Here is a 16,497-nt window from a genome sequence, read left to right on the forward strand (position 1 = left end):
TTTAATTTACGAAAAAAACATTCAAAGGTTTGTTTGCGCTCTGCCAATATTCCTCTGCAGAACGCAAAATATTAACTGCTATTTGCCACTGTGTAGGTTCAGCCTGAGCGAAGATATCGGGGCGTTCATACAATAAAACATAGCTTTCAGCCGAAAACCATGTTAAATCAGTGATACATTCATCAAATGCATCCCAATTAGCACCAAAGTACGCAGGGAATTGCATTGCTTCAGCAGCTTTTCTTAAAAAAGTTTCTTTACTCGAAATTTCTCTACCATTAAGATAAAAAACTTGAATACCTTGTTCAGCCAGTTCTTCTATAATTTTATCTATAACCTGCTTCCTAGTAGCCATAATTTCTGGCTTGGGTACAGCTGTTTGCATAAAAGATAAATTATATTCACTCATTTAGCTCTCCTTTTGCTTACAGCTACTACTAGATGAGTTCTTGAAAGCTATTGTAGTGATTGCTAGTGTAGTACATTTCTCCACTTTGCCCTACAATCAGACGGCGACCACCTCTGTCTGGTGCTCCTGGTGTCTCTACAGTATACTCTTTATAGTAGCCAAGAGGTTGCGACGGTAGCAAGCCTTCAATATTTTTGAAAACAGTACCATCTTTCCCATGAGGAAATGGTCTACCTTGTGAAATTAGATTGATAGTGATTTGGACTTCAGGAGGCAGTTGACTAATGGCAACCTGTGGTATTCCCGTCATTTAAATATCTTATCTCCTTGTCCGTGATAAATATGAGTAACTAACAAATTACAGCTTTTCCCACTCATCTCTTGAAATTCCAAAAATTAAATAAATTTGTATTTAAGTTTACAGCAAAAGCAGTATATTGACGCATGAATTGAGATTTATACGCCAGAACAATGTCTTGTTTGGGAATGCCTAACTGCACTAGTTCATTGGCGATGCCATCTTCCGTACCGTCGTATTGAATCCAAACTTTGTCACCTTTGATATCAATGTAAATTAAGCATCCATAAACGCGACGGCGATTTTCCCAGCCCACACTAATTACCTGATAGGGATCTTGTTGTTAATCAAATGCAGTGTAGCGCTCAATGCCACCAAATGATGGTTTGATTTGACTGTAGTCCGTCAAAATTTGCTTAATTGCTTGACGATACTCATTTATTTTATCCATTGTGCGATCGCCTCGTTTAAGCGTGAGTAGCTGTTGGACAAGATATGCTTGCTGTTGCAGTTTTGCTGTTAGTTGATAGTTCTAGAACTTTTGTCGCTGCTTTTTATCTTTCTCAAGCTCGTTCTTTTTTCTGTGAATACTACTTTGAACAAATTCTATTTCTAGCTGATTGAGCCAGTCTCCATCTTTAGATTCAAGCAATTTTTCTAAGCGACTGAGACGTGGATCGTTCACCCAAAGATAACCGTTATCTCGATGGTGCTTGTCCCAATCCCTTGCAGCAAATGTCAAACGTTGCTGTAACATCAGGTTTTCGTATTCCTGTCGCTGCCATTTTTCTAACTTGTCCCACTCTCTCACTAGCGCATCATGAACGGGTTCTACATAAGGTTCTCCCCCGATGTCTTTTCCTCTAACAATTAGGCGAACGCGCTCGAAATGGTCGAGGATTTTCTCCACTCGTTGGTTTTCTGCTTCTGTTGGGTACTTAAGTTCCCATAAAGGGACTCTTCGCCGTGCTAACTGTCCATCTTCAATAGCGACCATTCTTAACATGACTCGCCGCAATGTTGCTTGATGGGCTGAGTCAAACTTGTCGCATTCCTCTGTTGCTCGCTGTCTTAACGAACCAATAACTCCACCTAAGGCATCATAATCTTCTTGAGTTAAAGTTCGCCTTTCTTGTGCAACACATTTTATATAAAGTTCGCTGAGTGTAAAAGATAAGAGTGACAGCGTTCCTGGCATTTGTCCAACATCATCAATGAGGCGATCAACAAGAGTTGGTGGCTCAAAGTCTAGCATCTTTTCAATTGCAGGTCTTTCAATGGCTTGACGCAATTCATGAGACTTCATAGCCTTGACTTGAAAGCGTGCTGTATCCCAATAGGATTTTAGCGGAGAATCTGTAAAACGGGATTCAAAGTCAGATCGCAAAGTCAACACTATATAAAGGCGAGGATCTGCCTCTAAAGCTTGTGTCAAAAAATTTAAGAAACTCTCTCGCGTTTTTTGTGTCAAGCACATTGTTAAGAGTTCCTCAAATTGGTCAACAACCAATAAAAACTTTGTGTTAGCCCGAACTTGGTTGTACTGTTCTATCAGGTTAATAAATTGGCTTGGTGCTTCTTTAAGCTTTTCTTTGAGGAAAGAAATTTTCTTTTGTTTCTCGGCTTCAGTTGTATAATTCTCGGCTTCAGTTGTATAAGCATTTCGCAAAACAGCTTCTGCAAGTGCTCCAAAGGGAGACCTTGTGGGTCGAATGGTCGGTAAGATATAAAATTCTTGTTCGTGATGAGTTCGCAAGCAAGGGATAAGCCCTGCTTTTACCAAACTTGACTTGCCAGAACCGGAAACTCCCAAGACAACGGTTAGTTGGTTACGGCGTTCGCTAATATGAGTATACAGTTGATTGATAAGTTCATTTCTACCAAAGAATAGGGAAGAATGTTGTTCTTCATAGCTTTTGAGTCCTCGGTATGGGTTGTTTCCTGGCTTGAGTGCGGGTGCATCTTCTAAGTTCTCCCGATCAAAGTGAGGTAGCAAGAAAATAAATTCACCTTTGTCATGCTTTTGCAGAGGAAATAAACTGGGTGTTTGGTGGGCGTTGCGATCATCAGTGATTTGCTCAACTTTATCCCGCACGTAGGAATAAATTTCCGTTGCAGTGATAATACCATCACCTCTTTTTAAAGTTGTGTCGGCGTGACCTTCTAATGCTTCAAATAATGCACTTGCAAAAGGGGAGTGTTCTTGTGTCAGGTCACTTTCTCTCTTGCCAAAAAAACCCAAGAAATCAAGGGCTTTTTGATCGTAAGCAGCGGAAGTAATGACTTGCCATGCACGAGCACGAATGAAGCGATCGTATCGTTCCTTGTAGACTTTTCGCGCAGGCATGGCGTTACGATAGGAACTTGAACGAAATGCTCCTGTAAAACAACCGTCTAAAATAACCAGCATATGACGGCATGGCAATTCTATGAGAGCATCATGCAAGTCCTGCATGGGTAGGAGAAGGTCTTGTGTTTGGAGGAGAGTTTCAGTTTTTGCATCAGTTGGGATGAGATAGCCTCTGTAAAGACTGTCGTCTTCTAACCCATCTGTAGGTACGATTCCATGTCCGGCAAAGTAAAAGAGTATGCAATCGCTCTCCTTCACTTCAACAGTTGTATTACCGACTGGGAATTTCTTGTTTTTGAAATCGGCAAGCAGAGCGTTTAATTCAGAAAGGGTAGCCTGTGAATTAAGTAGAATTTTAACTTGATATTTATAGGTTTGTTGAAGAACATTTGCCAGTTTTTCGGCATCAGCAACAGGAGTTGTTAAGGGTGGAATACCATTTGAGTATTCGTTAATACCAATAACAACTGCTAAATTACGTTCAAAATCGTAATTACCTTTTGTTTTTCTTTTAGATTTTGGAATACTCTCGTTTGAGAGCTGTTGTTCTAGTTGTTCGGCAAAACGAGCATATTCTCCGCCCATCCGTTTTAATACTTGCGCTGTTACTCTCGCAAACGGACGGACTTGAGAGGCTACTCCATCATCTTTTCCTGGTGCAAAATTCTGTAAGACTGCGGCAAACTCTTGAAGCGATAGCCCCAAGCGATATGCAATATACTCCGAAACTTTACTAATAACGTCGAGCGAATCTTTGCTAGGAATTGATTCTAGCAGTATCTCGCGGACTCCCGGCATAAAGTCGTACTCAACAGAATCGGCTTTTGTTTGTCTCTCAATCTTTGATAAGGGTTTGAGCAATCCACCCAAAAATACTTCTGCGACATGGATTTGCCTCGATTGAGATAACATTTGTGCTTGAATAATTCGCATGACTGGCAAGCAAATGACTGGCGCTGCTGCCAACAATATTGCCAGTTTGCGTGCTATTGGCGATGCGGTTACGCGGAAACGTTGAACTCGTTGTTGGGCAGAAAGTTGCACGGAGGAACGTTCGTTGTCAAAATCATCATTAACTACAGCTTGTAAATCGAACACAAACCCTGGTATCCAAGTGCCTCCTTTGCCTGTTATCATCTGCGCCCAGTTGTACAGATTTTCTACTTCCAAAGTAACAACCGGTACTTTGATGCCAGTATCAATATCAGTGTCATCCCAAGCTGACACTTGTTTCACTCTCAATTTTTGGTTGAAAACACCTACTTCTAAAGCAGAAAATAGTACTGGTGTTTGTAGTCCTAAAGCTGTTCGTTGCCACATATGTTGTGGCAACATTTGCAAAATTACTGCCAACCCACTTTCTGACCATATCTTCAATGCATCCAATATCGCACCATTGTGCCAAAAACTAGCGATGCAATCACTGACGATAAGTATTAAACGACGACCGTTAGGATCAATGAGCTCTTTAGTGCTACGAAATCCTCGATCTCCTCTTGTTACACCAGTACCTGGGCGAATTTTAATTTTTGTACGATCCTCAACCACTAACCCCCAAGTACGTATATCTCGAAACACACCGTAATTTTCCAAAATCTGCTGTATTTCTACTATTGTATGTTGCCAAATAAGCATTGATTCGCTTTCATCAACTACTAGTGCTACCTCTAACCAAGGTTCGAGTACGGGTTTGAGTACTGGTATCCAAATTTGCTCTTCAGCAATTTTTTGTATTGTTGGAGTTTCATCTAATACAGTAAGAGCAGTATTTGAAGGAACTTGACGCAGGAGAGAGCGTATTGCCCGTGCTAAGTTAAGTGGTTCTGGTAGCGATAGTGCATCTGGTACTTTAAATGAAACAGATGGGGTAGCATCATGTTGCGTGTAAACACCTGCTGATTGAGATGTGTCCTTTTGTGTAGAAGGTGAAGGTTCGTTTTTGGAATTGCTTGGTTCTGGCTTGGAAAGAGAATCTGAAGGTATCGATTTTGATGGAATGGTTTGTGGAATCTCCTTTTTAGACTGGGGTACTTGATTTTCTAAAGGGATAGAAGGGAATTTTGGCACTGCTTGCTGCATCTTGACGGCAAGCCATATGACTTCTGCAATTTCTTTTGCCGTCAAATCCTTTGTTCTTAGAGCCGTAATGAGTTTGTCAATCATTCGTTGTTTTCACTACGTAAGATATTGCATAAGTAGTGCTTTGAGATTTGTCTCGTCAACTGGAGTCAATCTGGATTTACCAGTCAGTAAGTAAACAGCATTCAGCAGTTGGTCGGTTGCTAGCTCTCCATTTTTACATTTTTCAAGAAAATCCTCAATGAGAGGTTCGGCTTTTTCTAGAACTTCATCTCCCAAATGCGCTTTCACAATTTCCGTTAGGGCTTTTTGGCTAGGTTGTTGAAGTGTCAGTCGCAAACAGCGACGTAAAAAAGCAGGAGGAAAATCTCGTTCTCCATTACTGGTAAGTAGAATGAATGGAAACGCATCACAATGTATGCGACCATCTGTAACAGAAGCGTCGGTGCCATCATAACTTCGCACTATTACCCGTTGTTCCAACTTAGATATACGGGCTAGTTCTGGAATTTCAAAATCCCCTTCTTCAAATAAATTTAGCAGGTCATTAGGTAAGTTAATATCGCTTTTGTCTATTTCATCAATAAGTAAGACACGTGGACGGGGCGATGGTAACAATGCTGTTCCAACCGGTCCTAGCTGAATGTATTGACCAATACTGTTATTTGTTTTATTGGTTTCACTTTTTTGATTTAATTGAGCATCCTGTAAACGAGCGATCGCATCATAGCGATACAGACCCTCCTGTAGCGTTGAACGTGCTGTTATAGGCCACAAAAGAACTGAACCGAGGTTGAGTTCATAAGCGACGGCATAGGCAAGGGAAGTTTTGCCGATTCCTGGTTTACCAGTAACTAACAAAGGTCGCCGCAAATAAAGTGCTGCGTTGACAATGTTAATTAAGTCGGTATCTTTTTGGTCAATCCAAAAGTTTCTACCCCGTTGCACAGCTTTTGTTTCTTTATCCTCTATTTTTTCGAGCTTCTTAGCACTAGCGAACCTGCGCCAACCGGGAGGATCGGGTAAACGTTCAATTTCATCATGGGGTTTACTATTCCCTTTGAAAATTCGCCAATCGCTCATGAATAACTCCTGTGTATTTCTATTGTCCTGGTGTTAGCAATTCAATCACGTCGGGTACAGGTGGTAACCGATATGGATCTTCCCACAAGATAGACAAGTAACCTGAGTACTTATCAGAATAAGCATACACTTCTTCTCGTTTTTTTCGCAGCAGTTCAGGTAGCTCAATTAGCTTTACCTTGTTCAAAAAATCGTTGATTTCAATCTCCAGCTTCTGGTGAGGTATGTCACACATAGACCAGATAGCAATTGGCGCTGCTGCTTTATGAATTGCTTGGAACAAATCTTGACTTTTTGATACTGATAAAGCACAGGCTACTTTAAGACCTATTTTTTGCTTCAAATCCGAAGTTATTTTCTTCCAGTCACAGTTTTCTATGCTTTTAAGTTCATAAAAATCGTCCTGACTTAATAAACTGTGAAAACAATCCTGTACTTTTTGCCAGTTTTTACGCCATTGATTATCATATTTTATCAGATATCTACGATCAAGTCGTTCACTCGAACGTAGTAAAACTCCATGTAAAATTTCAACGGGATCGTCCATAAATAACCATTGATAAATCTCTTCACATAAGTTTTTATATGGTAAGAAAAACTCAATGGTGAGATTGAAATTGCGCTGATAACGGCGAGTATGACTATTAAGTATTTTTAAACTTTCTTCTAAAAACTTCTCTACATTCTCTGAAATTTCGCTAATCAGACATATCACTTCTTCATTCTTGATATCTAAAGGTAAAAATCCCTTTGATGGATCGTTTTTATCTAACATCTTATCATCTAAAATTAACCAGGCTTTAATTCTAAACGTATTACTCCCATCTATTTCAGGACGAAGTACTATTAATAAATAAGACTGAAAATTATTGGATTCTTGAACTACTATCCTTGTACCTGATTTATCTTCTATAGAAGGTACTGTTAAATGTTTTACATTTTCTTGTATAGAGTTAGAAATAAGATGGAGTTTTTCATAAACTTCATGAGAAAAACTCTGATTTACCCGCAGTAAGTTTGTAACCAATGTAAGTATTTCTTTATTGCCAAACTTTTGCTCTATAAATTCATTAATGTTATCGGTTGATAATACAGGCCAGTCAGGTAAAGAATCACGCACAGCTTGCCTAACAATAAATTCATCTACCTGTTGAATAGTTTTTATCACCTCTTTTTTAAATTCCAATTCCTGATTTAAGTTTTTATTATCTGACATAATAATATTAAATACTATGTTATTAGTATTACTAACAAGATTATCACTTATAACTGTATTACTGTTACCTTGAACAGCTTGATTATTATTACCTTGAACAGTCCTATTTTGATTTCCTTCAACTGTACTACTAGAACTACAGGGTATTGCGTGAGTCATGAATCAATTCTGAAAGTAATTTATAATAAACAACTTACCGTAACTGTAGAATTTTAAGTTTTATAGAGAGTATCTTAAACATAGCCAAATTTTTAAATTTTTATTTCTATAGAATTATGCTAATAGCTTTTGCTATGCCTATTTAGTAGATTGCTTTATAAGCCCAGTAAATGAGAACTTGCAGCAGTACCTAACCAACTTGCTACTTTAACGACGATTGGTTTAGCTTTATCCCAAAGTGTCTTACATGCATCCACAGTTTTACTAGCTTTCTCAAGAGTTTCAGTCATTGTGTCTAAATTTCCGTTTGCTACCTTTTTTTGTGGTTCTGCTTTACTCAGTGCTTTCTTTGTATTAGTTAAATTCTCGATTACATCTTCCTTAAGCTGTTTCGGTATTTCAGTCTCTTGAACTAAATATTCAAGTTCAGCTAACAAATTTATCACTTCATCTTTAGTTAACTTTCTTTCATCTATATCAGTTCTGCCAAAAGAGACTTGATTGTTATTACCCTGAACCGAATTATTGTTATTTCCTTGAACACTATAATTATACGATACGTTAGGACTGTTATTCATAATGCTTGTCTCCTCATGCTCTTTTAACTCTGTTGCTTTTAAGTTACTAGAGAATAAACTTTTGGAACCATCGCCAATGATTTTTGGAGTTAAAGATTCCGGTATCCCATACATCTTAATGTTATTACAGCCAATTTTAAAAGCATCATCATAATTTCTCCCAGCACCAAGGGCGTCATAAAATGCTGTGGAGAATTTGATAGCAGCATCATCTGTAATAGCTCGTTCCATACCAATAACACACTCAACGTGCTGATGTATTGCTTTAGCTTGCTCTTCAGAGTAACAAGCATTAAGCAGTACACACTCAACTTTTTTAAATAACCCAAATAGGTCTGCTAGTGATTTTGTACTAACTAGCTGCATTTGCCCAAAATCATTCTCTAGGACAATACCACCGGAATGCGAACCTGCTGTGGTAGCGTTCCTCTGTAGCTCCTTGGAATCTCTACCTAACTCTGCACCGTCACCCCTTTTTCCATGACCAGAGAAATGTACAAACTGTGGTTCCTTATCTAAGAGAGTACGACGCAATTCATCAATACGTACTGCCCCTTTGGTAATAATTTCAACACTATCTCTATGTTGGAAGCGTTCCAATGCATTCTGTATTTCCCGTACCTCCTTCTCCAAACAGAGTCTCTCTGTATCTATAGGATTTGCCGATAAAATTAAAATCCTCTTTTTCATAATGTCTTAAAGATGATATTGCGGATAGTGAGAATGTCTTAACTAGGAGAGCAATACATGATAATGGATACAACATGAGTATGTAATTTTCCGGCTTAAAAAGTCATAATGCTCCTTTTCTGCTCTTATCTGTCGCTCTTAAGTAATATTAAGAAATATTATATTTATATGTATTAACAAAAAACTATGTTATCCAGAAGAGTGTCGATATCAAGTTGTTGACTGAACATGAATTCAAGCCTCGTAAGGTAAATTCTTTATCTCTCACTAGGTTTGAGATTGAGCAACTTATGCAGTTCTTTCCCACTCATCTCTTGAAATTCCAAAAATCAAAGTATCCCACCAGCGCCCCTTAAACCATTCATTCTCAGTAAATCTTTCCTCAAATTGCATCCCTACTTTTTCCATCACTCTAGCAGAGGCAAGGTTTTCAGCAATGCACCAGCCATAAATACGTTGTAGCTTTAACTCCTCAAAACCAAACTTTATCATGGTGGTTGCTGCTTCCGTTGCATATCCCTTTCCCCAGTAATCTGCAGCTATTTCGTAACCAAGGGAAGCTTCTGGTAATTCTGGTTTTATTTTGCGAATACCACAATTTCCAATGACTTTTTCTTCTTCTTTTAAGACGATCGCTAACTGAAATTTCGTTCTTGGCACTTGCTTTTGCTGTTCTAAAAACATTTGCACAAATTCTTGCACATCAGTTTCGCTACGTGTCTCCCATTCGTAAAATTCCAGGTATTGTGGATCTGCTTGGTAGTCAAAAACGGCTTGCCAGTCTTCCGGCATAAATTCTCTTAAGGTAAGGCGCTGGGAGGAAAGAATCATTTTAGTGAATGAAGCATTAACAATTAATCAGAAAACTACAGAAAAAATTATCCAATCTTGTGGGATGGAAGCCTTGTGGAATGGAAGCTTTGTGGAATGGAAGCTTTGTGGAATGGAAGCTTTGTGGAATGGAAGCTTTGTGGAATGGAAGCTTTGTGGAATGGAAGTCTTGTGGGATGGGCGTCCTCGCCCGTCCTTTATTTATTGCGGGCAAGATGTCATAAGGGGCGGGCAAGATGCCCGCACCACAAGCAGTTTTGGAGAGTGAAATTAAGCCCTGCAAAGCTTTTTCAATGCAAAATCTAAAATCTAAAATCCAAAATTGTATTACCAGTCCCCGGTATAACTTTACAAAACGACATAATTCGGTACAATTGTGTAAAGTGTTTCTTGCAATTGTAAAACAAAGGCGCAACCAGTACCATGCAACTGAAGTTCAGTGCATCTCAACAACCCTTCGCACCAATACTGCTGATAGCTCCATTTTTCTTATGGGGTACTGCAATGGTAGCAATGAAAGGCGCGATTCCCCACACGACACCATTCTTTTTAGCAGGGGTGCGTTTGATACCAGCCGGGGTACTGATTCTCATAGCAGCAGTATTCATGGGTAAGCCTCAGCCGAAAGGATGGTTGGCGTGGCTGTGGATAACTCTATTTGCTTTGGTAGATGGAACTCTATTTCAGGGCTTTTTAGCAGAAGGGTTAGTGAGAACGAGTGCTGGGCTGGGGTCTGTCATGATTGATTCTCAACCTTTAGCAGTTGCCTTGTTGTCTTTGTGGCTGTTCCAAGAACGCATCGGTTTATGGGGATGGTTGGGACTCGCACTGGGAGTGATGGGTATTAGTTTAATTGGCTTACCAGATGATTTGATTCTGGGTATCTTCTCTCATTCCTTCCCCCCCTCCCCCACTCTCCCCCTCCCCCACTCCTTTCTAGATAGTGGCGAATGGTTAATGCTTTTGGCAGCACTCAGTATGGCAGTGGGAACTGTGCTGATTCGCTTTGTGTGTCGTCACGCCGATCCCGTAACTGCTACAGGATGGCATATGATTTTGGGTGGATTGCCATTGTGGGGAATTTCAGCAGTGGCAGAATCTGAGCAAATACAGAATCTTGTTCCTTCTGATTGGCTCGCTTTGAGTTATGCGACGGTGTTCGGAAGTGCGATCGCATACGGCTTGTTTTTCTATTTTGCTTCTAGTGGCAGTCTCACCAGTTTAAGTTCTCTCACCTTCCTCACACCTGTATTTGCTTTGCTATTTGGTAATTTGCTCCTTCAAGAAGTGTTAAGCCCAGTGCAGTGGGTGGGAGTGGGATTGACTCTAGTCAGTATTTACCTCATAAATCAGCGAGATACTTTAGCTGGATCTGGTCATAAACTTGTTACGAGTACTCAGAACACGGCACAACAGCAATCTCTGCTAGAGGCTTCTGCAAAGAAACTCAACAGAGTGACTATACCTTTGCGCGAATCGGAACAGGAAATTTTACAGTAAGTTAAAAAAAAGTCCTCAAAAAGAAAGAATTATCAAAATTATTACTATTGATGGAAAGATTGGGAACAGGTTGTAGTATCCTTCAATCATATTCAGCTGTTACGCTATTTATTTACGTACACTGAGTTGTTAAGCAGCTAGCTACTTGCAGCTCTATAGTTGAAGTCTTCCATGGCTTGGTGAGTGGGGTGTATTCAATAATTTATTTTGTAGCCAAGAAAAAAAATTAACACTAAGATAGCTTGTTACCGTGGTATTGATGCGTTAGTAATGCATATCCTACCTAAAGATCTTTATATGGGGCTACGTAGTTCCTCTGTACTTCTCATTGCCAGCATTGCTTGCTTGGGTCTTGACCATAGTTTAGCAAGCAATGCGACCCCTACCCAAGCTGTGAAAAGCGTCAAACTTGCTCAAGCAAGTTCTACAGACACAGTCAATATTTCTACTCTTCTCCAACCTGGTAGCACAGGTACAGAAGTAAAAACACTGCAAACCTCACTGAAAAAGTTGGGATACTACAATGGTGAAATAGATGGTAAATACGGTACGGTGACAAGCTTGGCTGTTGCGAAATTTCAGCAAGCTAGGGGTTTAGTTGCAGACGGTGTATTTGGAACTGTTACAAAACAAAATATTGAAAAAAACATTAAGAAAAAGTCTTTGAAGCCCTCTATGGCGATCGCAAGCAACGCGATCGCAGCCAGTACAACTACAGAGCAAGAAGAAAAACAGGACATACTGTGGTGGTTACTGGTGAGTATAGGCGCTTTGGGAAGTCTTGGCGCACTCGCTTACATTATTAGGGGATTTAGTCAAGTCAAAAAACCTGCTTATTTTGAAACTTCTCGTCAAGAGAACACCAACTCTGTTAAGCCATCAATACCAGAAAACACCACCACTAGAAACGAAAGATACTTAAGAAGTACTGAACTTGTCCCACCAGAAACAGTTGCAAACCCTCAACCCCAATTACTGTCAGTAGAAAAAACTTCTCGCCTTGCCAAAGTCAACATCATAGACCAATTGATAGAAGACTTACACAGCGCAGATCCAACACAACGCCGTAAAGCTATATGGGATTTGGGACAAAAGGGAGATTCAAGAGCCGTTCAACCACTCGTGGAACTGATGGTAGATGCAGATACTCAGCAACGCAGCTTAATTTTGGCAGCTTTGGCAGAAATTGGCACTCGGACACTTAAACCCATGAATCGTGCTTTGGCAATTTCATTGCAGGATGAAAGCCCCCAGGTGCGGAAAAATGCCATCCGCGATTTGACTCGCATTTATGACATGATGGCTCAAGTTAGCCAAATGTTATCCCACGCAATGCACGATCCCGATGCTGAGGTGCAAGCCACAGCAAAGTATGCTCTTTCACAAATGAACCGCATCCGTTCTTTACCCAGTCAGGAAAGAGAGGACAGCGATCAGTGACCAGTGACCAGTGACAAATGACAAAATCAATTTCATGGAATCCAAAATCCAAAATCCAAAATCCAAAACCTTCCCCTCACCTCTTAAGCCAGGTGACTTATTAAGAGTCATAGCACCTAGTGGTGCTTTGCGAGAATTTGAGACATTTCAACAAGGGATTGAAATCTGGCGATCGCGCGGTTATCGAGTGGAAGTCACACCAGATATCGATCAAAGGTGGGGGTACTTGGGGGGGAAAGACGAACATCGTCGCTCTCAGCTAAAAACAGCGTGGAACGATCCAGATTGCCGTGGTATTCTCTGTGCTAGAGGAGGTTTTGGTAGTACGCGTATTTTAGAAAATTGGAATTGGGGAACGGATGAAGTTACAGATGTCGCAGGTACCTCATTGGCTAAAAAATCTGCCACTTGCAAATGGTTAATTGGTTTTTCTGATATTACTGCCCTTTTGTGGAGTTTATATACAGTAGGTATTTCAAGCGTCCACGGTCCTGTTTTGACAACTTTGGCTTTAGAACCAGATTGGTCTATACAACGATTGTTTGATTTGGTGGAAGGTCGTCCTCTTGCACCTTTAGAAGGTTGTGGCTGGGGTGGAGGTATAACGACTGGTATCCTATTACCAGCAAATCTTACAGTAGCAACCCATCTTCTTGGTACTTCATTACAACCAAGTATGGATAATGTGATTTTGGCACTAGAGGATGTGACAGAGGCTCCTTACCGTATCGATAGGTTGTTAACTCAATGGCGCATGAGTGGTACTTTGTCAAAAGTCAGAGGTATTGCTCTAGGACGCTTTAGCCGATGTGAACCACCACCAAATGTCCCCAGTTTCACTATTGAGGAAGTTTTACGCGATCGCTTGGGCGATCTGGGTATTCCTGTGGTTTCCAACCTGCCTTTTGGTCATGATGGACCCAATGCTGGTTTACTAGTAGGTGTGAAGGTAACTTTAGATGCAGATCGAGGAGTATTAGGTTAGAAGAACAATAATTATTCTCTGTCTTGTTTCGCTAGTGTTTCGTTATCAAAATACTCACGCCAATAAACAATTCGACCGTCTTTGACCTCAAGAACGATCGCATCGTCTGCTTTGTTCCGTTTCCCCGTTCTCTTTTCGGTATCTTCGTAGTGCCATTCTACAGCAGCTTGGTTGCCATCAACAACAACTCGCCGAATAGTAATGCTCACATCGATAAACTGTTCGGCGAACTTAGAAACTTCTTGCCGAATCTTTGTTTGTCCCTGCCATCGTTGACCAGGTACAATGAGTTCACCATCGGATGTAAATAATTGAGCAACAGCATCTGGATCGCGTGCAACCCAGGCGTTTCTAGCCTGTTCAATCAGCGTTCGAACATTTTGCCTTGTTCTATTTTGACTTGCAGACCCTACCATGCTCAGTACAAAGCTAAGTAGAACCATAGTGAACTACCTACACTCCAGCAAGCTGTGAGTGTAGGCTTCTAGCATTCCTAAGAACTACTAGAACTTCCTTGGAGGTACTATTAGTAGTAGAATTCTCTACTACTGGATTCCCCTTACGGCGTTTTATTGTTGGGAACAGTCCCAGCCCAACACGCTTTAAATTGACAGCAGCATTAATGTCGCGGTCAACCCAAAGCAATTCTTTTTCATCCCAGTACTCGCGGATATCACAATCAGTAAAGATGAATTCGTCACGATACGCAAGTAATTGAGATGTGTATGCAGGTTTCACTGCTATTGTCCTAGCCCCAGCTTTTCCAGCTATGTATTCTAGGATTGTAAAAAACTGTCCAAATGCAGCATCGTTCCAAGATTTGTTTAACCCAGACTTGGCTGACTGACCATTTGGTAAATACTTGCCGTTCTCATCCTGCTTGGCTTTGTTCCTTTTTGACAAAGCTTTTAAGTTTAAATCTTCGTGTGCAAAAACTTTTTTATTTGTCCGAACTAGAGCGTGAGCAGTCTTAAATGCATGGTCTTTTCGTGCTCTGGCAATACGTTGATGTTCACGTGCTTCACGTTTAGCCAATTTACGGCGTGCCTTAGTCCCTTTTTTCTTAGCTGATTTACGATTAGAAACTTTAGCCAGACGCTTTTCAGACTTCCTGAAAGACTTTAAAGAAGGTAGCTTGATATTCTCTGAAGTTGCCAAATAATCATCTTCATGTAGCACGGCGTCCAATCCCAAAGTATTATCCCAAGTTGGTGTCACTTCATCAGGATTGAATTCAGGTACATTTGGATCTTCTAGGCAAATCGTGATATACCAGCCATCTGCTTTTTTAGTTAATAAAGCGTTTCTCAATACAAAACCATTAGGTAAAGGTCGATGTAAGCGTACTTTTATCCAACCATCAAGCTTTGAAATTGACAAAAATAACCAATTCTTTTCAATTCGTTCAATCGTGATAGCTTGTCCCTCAATCCTCATGGTGCGATAACGTGCTGCATTTTTAAAACGTGGCTTCCCGCTACGCCTGCCGTTACTGTCTCCTTGAATAAAACGAGAAAAAGCTTTATCTACTCGCTTAGAAACATCTTGTAATGTTTGCGAAGGCAGCTTTGAAAAGTCTAGTAATTCTCCAGAATGACTTACCTTAAACAAGTCTTCTTTAATATCAGGAAGTTGTTTCTTTTGAAGATAGTAATCAGGACGCTCTCGTAGTTGTGGTAACGGACAGCTGATTATTGAACAAGCATCAATACGACTACGGTTATTTTCCCACCAATCAAATCTCTCTCCAAGTTGTTTATTATACCAGTATTGGCAAATTCGCAACCACTCGTTTAATTCTAGTTTTTGATTGGTGTCTGGATAAGCGCGATACTGATAGTTAAGCAACAAAGGAACTCACCTCCCTAAATTCTAATCAGTGTTGTTATTATGGACTACAGTGATTGTAACATAGTTCCTGGAAAAATTGTGAAAAATGATTTTGTTTCAAAAGGTCGGTCAGTCAGTGACTTAAAAGCCCTTCTTGTACTGACAACCAAATATAGACGCAAAGCCATTACTGGTGAGATGTTGAAGCGTTTGCACGTTATCCTTGAAGACTTGTTGGTTAAATGGGACTGCAAACTAGTTGAGTTTAATGGGGAATCCGACCATGTACACGCTCTATTCCAGTATCATCCTGACTTGCAGTTAAGCACACTAGTTGGAAACATTAAGTCAACGACTTTCCGCAGACTCAGACAAGAATTTGCAGAGCATTTAAGGCGTTTCTATACCAAAGATGTTTTCTGGAATGGGTCTTACTTTATCGCTAGTTGCGGTGGTGTGACCATCTCAACCTTAAAACAGTATATTGAAGCACAAGACAGTCCGGAGATTGGCAATTCCTCATCGACCCCACTCCCGCGTTGACCGTCGGTCAACATAGGTCGGGGGTCAATTCGTCATTGCCCCAAAATTCATCCCACGCCTCACTTCGTGTAGGACGTGGGGCTTCTTTTGGATTAAGCTAACCAATAACCAATCCCACCAATTCAAAACCACGGTTCTTCTTAGAATACCTTTGCTATGCATCAAATGAAGCAGCGAGTAACCTAACTCAGTAGCAGTCTACCTCCGCTAGGTCAGTGAATCTCAAGTGCATCTTTTACTTGCTAAGATGATGATGCCTAACGTTCCCTACCTTTGACCGCTCTGGTGAAAGGTTTAGCCTTCCATTAGTAGAGATGAAGTGAAGGAAGCGACAAAAACTCCACAACGTCTACATCAACGTATTATTTGCATTGTCTACATCCTTGACGTCGCTCTCCTACAGGATGTAGCAATAGACCACAGCGGCACAACATCTATCCAATGCGGTTTTTTATTAATACTCAATATGATAGCTGTTGGCTCTCTTAATGCGATCTACCAATAGA

The 16,497-nt window shown here is 40.5% G+C and carries 14 protein-coding genes and 1 pseudogene; 5 read left to right on the forward strand and 10 right to left on the reverse strand.

Annotated features, from left to right (window positions below; translation table 11 throughout):
* Position 1 precedes the first annotated feature (1 nt).
* The 8 genes and pseudogenes from WA1_RS15250 to WA1_RS15285 all read right to left on the reverse strand — a co-directional run bounded on the left by WA1_RS15250 (position 2) and on the right by WA1_RS15285 (position 9,693).
* A complete protein-coding gene (locus tag WA1_RS15250) occupies positions 2-409 on the reverse strand; it encodes a barstar family protein (RefSeq protein WP_017742617.1) in 408 nt (135 codons plus the stop codon).
* 28 nt (positions 410-437) lie between these two features.
* The gene (locus tag WA1_RS15255) at positions 438-719 is read right to left on the reverse strand and encodes a guanyl-specific ribonuclease (RefSeq protein ID WP_017742618.1); all 282 of its coding nucleotides are present in this window, start codon (positions 717-719) and stop codon (positions 438-440) included.
* A gap of 64 nt (positions 720-783) precedes the next feature.
* Positions 784-1,158 (reverse strand): annotated as a pseudogene (locus WA1_RS15260) (element excision factor XisI family protein).
* Positions 1,159-1,239: 81 nt separating this feature from the next.
* Positions 1,240-5,220, reverse strand: a complete 3,981-nt coding sequence (locus WA1_RS15265; protein ID WP_017742621.1) for an SAV_2336 N-terminal domain-related protein — start codon at positions 5,218-5,220, stop codon at positions 1,240-1,242.
* A 12-nt stretch (positions 5,221-5,232) separates the two neighbouring features.
* Entirely contained in the window at positions 5,233-6,219 is a 987-nt protein-coding gene (locus tag WA1_RS15270; RefSeq protein ID WP_017742622.1) for an AAA family ATPase, read from the reverse strand.
* A 19-nt stretch (positions 6,220-6,238) separates the two neighbouring features.
* Positions 6,239-7,594 carry a VMAP-C domain-containing protein gene (locus tag WA1_RS15275; RefSeq protein ID WP_017742623.1) on the reverse strand — a complete coding sequence of 452 codons (1,356 nt, stop codon included), beginning with the start codon at positions 7,592-7,594 and terminating at the stop codon, positions 6,239-6,241.
* Positions 7,595-7,749: 155 nt separating this feature from the next.
* On the reverse strand, positions 7,750-8,862 hold the full coding sequence (locus tag WA1_RS15280) for a CHAT domain-containing protein (RefSeq protein ID WP_017742624.1): 1,113 nt from the start codon (positions 8,860-8,862) through the stop codon (positions 7,750-7,752).
* 288 nt (positions 8,863-9,150) lie between these two features.
* A complete protein-coding gene (locus tag WA1_RS15285; RefSeq protein WP_026134560.1) occupies positions 9,151-9,693 on the reverse strand; it encodes a GNAT family N-acetyltransferase in 543 nt (180 codons plus the stop codon).
* A gap of 4 nt (positions 9,694-9,697) precedes the next feature.
* Between WA1_RS15285 and WA1_RS15290 the strand changes: the two genes are divergently transcribed.
* From WA1_RS15290 to WA1_RS15305, 4 genes are all read left to right on the forward strand, one after another.
* Positions 9,698-9,961: a hypothetical protein gene (locus WA1_RS15290; protein ID WP_017742626.1), complete on the forward strand. Its 264-nt coding sequence runs from the start codon at positions 9,698-9,700 to the stop codon at positions 9,959-9,961.
* A 155-nt stretch (positions 9,962-10,116) separates the two neighbouring features.
* Positions 10,117-11,193, forward strand: coding sequence for a DMT family transporter (locus WA1_RS15295; RefSeq protein ID WP_017742627.1), 1,077 nt, complete (start codon positions 10,117-10,119; stop codon positions 11,191-11,193).
* Between the two features lie 297 nt (positions 11,194-11,490).
* Entirely contained in the window at positions 11,491-12,633 is a 1,143-nt protein-coding gene (locus WA1_RS15300; RefSeq protein WP_017742628.1) for a peptidoglycan-binding protein, read from the forward strand.
* Between the two features lie 34 nt (positions 12,634-12,667).
* Positions 12,668-13,618, forward strand: a complete 951-nt coding sequence (locus WA1_RS15305; protein ID WP_026134561.1) for a S66 peptidase family protein — start codon at positions 12,668-12,670, stop codon at positions 13,616-13,618.
* An 11-nt stretch (positions 13,619-13,629) separates the two neighbouring features.
* On the opposite strand, the gene WA1_RS15310 is transcribed toward WA1_RS15305, so the two are convergent.
* Both WA1_RS15310 and WA1_RS15315 read right to left on the reverse strand, forming a co-directional pair.
* The gene (locus WA1_RS15310; protein ID WP_017742630.1) at positions 13,630-14,061 is read right to left on the reverse strand and encodes a nuclear transport factor 2 family protein; all 432 of its coding nucleotides are present in this window, start codon (positions 14,059-14,061) and stop codon (positions 13,630-13,632) included.
* Positions 14,062-14,071: 10 nt separating this feature from the next.
* The gene (locus tag WA1_RS15315; protein WP_017742631.1) at positions 14,072-15,469 is read right to left on the reverse strand and encodes an RNA-guided endonuclease InsQ/TnpB family protein; all 1,398 of its coding nucleotides are present in this window, start codon (positions 15,467-15,469) and stop codon (positions 14,072-14,074) included.
* A 78-nt stretch (positions 15,470-15,547) separates the two neighbouring features.
* On the opposite strand from WA1_RS15315, the gene tnpA reads away from it, so the two are divergent.
* Positions 15,548-15,991 (forward strand): IS200/IS605 family transposase, encoded by a 444-nt coding sequence (gene tnpA / locus WA1_RS15320; RefSeq protein WP_026134562.1) that lies wholly within the window; start codon positions 15,548-15,550, stop codon positions 15,989-15,991.
* The last annotated feature ends 506 nt before the right edge of the window (positions 15,992-16,497 follow it).

It is taken from the genome of Scytonema hofmannii PCC 7110 (assembly GCF_000346485.2).
Taxonomy (GTDB): Bacteria; Cyanobacteriota; Cyanobacteriia; order Cyanobacteriales; family Nostocaceae; genus Scytonema; species Scytonema hofmannii.

Excerpts from the sequence above, each read along its gene's own strand:
- WA1_RS15250 (WP_017742617.1), bottom strand. The coding sequence starts at position 409 with ATGAGTGAATATAATTTATCTTTTATGCAAACAGCTGTACCCAAGCCA.
- WA1_RS15255 (WP_017742618.1), bottom strand. The coding sequence starts at position 719 with ATGACGGGAATACCACAGGTTGCCATTAGTCAACTGCCTCCTGAAGTC.
- WA1_RS15265 (WP_017742621.1), bottom strand. The coding sequence starts at position 5,220 with ATGATTGACAAACTCATTACGGCTCTAAGAACAAAGGATTTGACGGCA.
- WA1_RS15270 (WP_017742622.1), bottom strand. The coding sequence starts at position 6,219 with ATGAGCGATTGGCGAATTTTCAAAGGGAATAGTAAACCCCATGATGAA.
- WA1_RS15275 (WP_017742623.1), bottom strand. The coding sequence starts at position 7,594 with ATGACTCACGCAATACCCTGTAGTTCTAGTAGTACAGTTGAAGGAAAT.
- WA1_RS15280 (WP_017742624.1), bottom strand. The coding sequence starts at position 8,862 with ATGAAAAAGAGGATTTTAATTTTATCGGCAAATCCTATAGATACAGAG.
- WA1_RS15285 (WP_026134560.1), bottom strand. The coding sequence starts at position 9,693 with ATGATTCTTTCCTCCCAGCGCCTTACCTTAAGAGAATTTATGCCGGAA.
- WA1_RS15295 (WP_017742627.1), top strand. The coding sequence starts at position 10,117 with ATGCAACTGAAGTTCAGTGCATCTCAACAACCCTTCGCACCAATACTG.
- WA1_RS15300 (WP_017742628.1), top strand. The coding sequence starts at position 11,491 with ATGGGGCTACGTAGTTCCTCTGTACTTCTCATTGCCAGCATTGCTTGC.
- WA1_RS15305 (WP_026134561.1), top strand. The coding sequence starts at position 12,668 with ATGGAATCCAAAATCCAAAATCCAAAATCCAAAACCTTCCCCTCACCT.
- WA1_RS15310 (WP_017742630.1), bottom strand. The coding sequence starts at position 14,061 with ATGGTTCTACTTAGCTTTGTACTGAGCATGGTAGGGTCTGCAAGTCAA.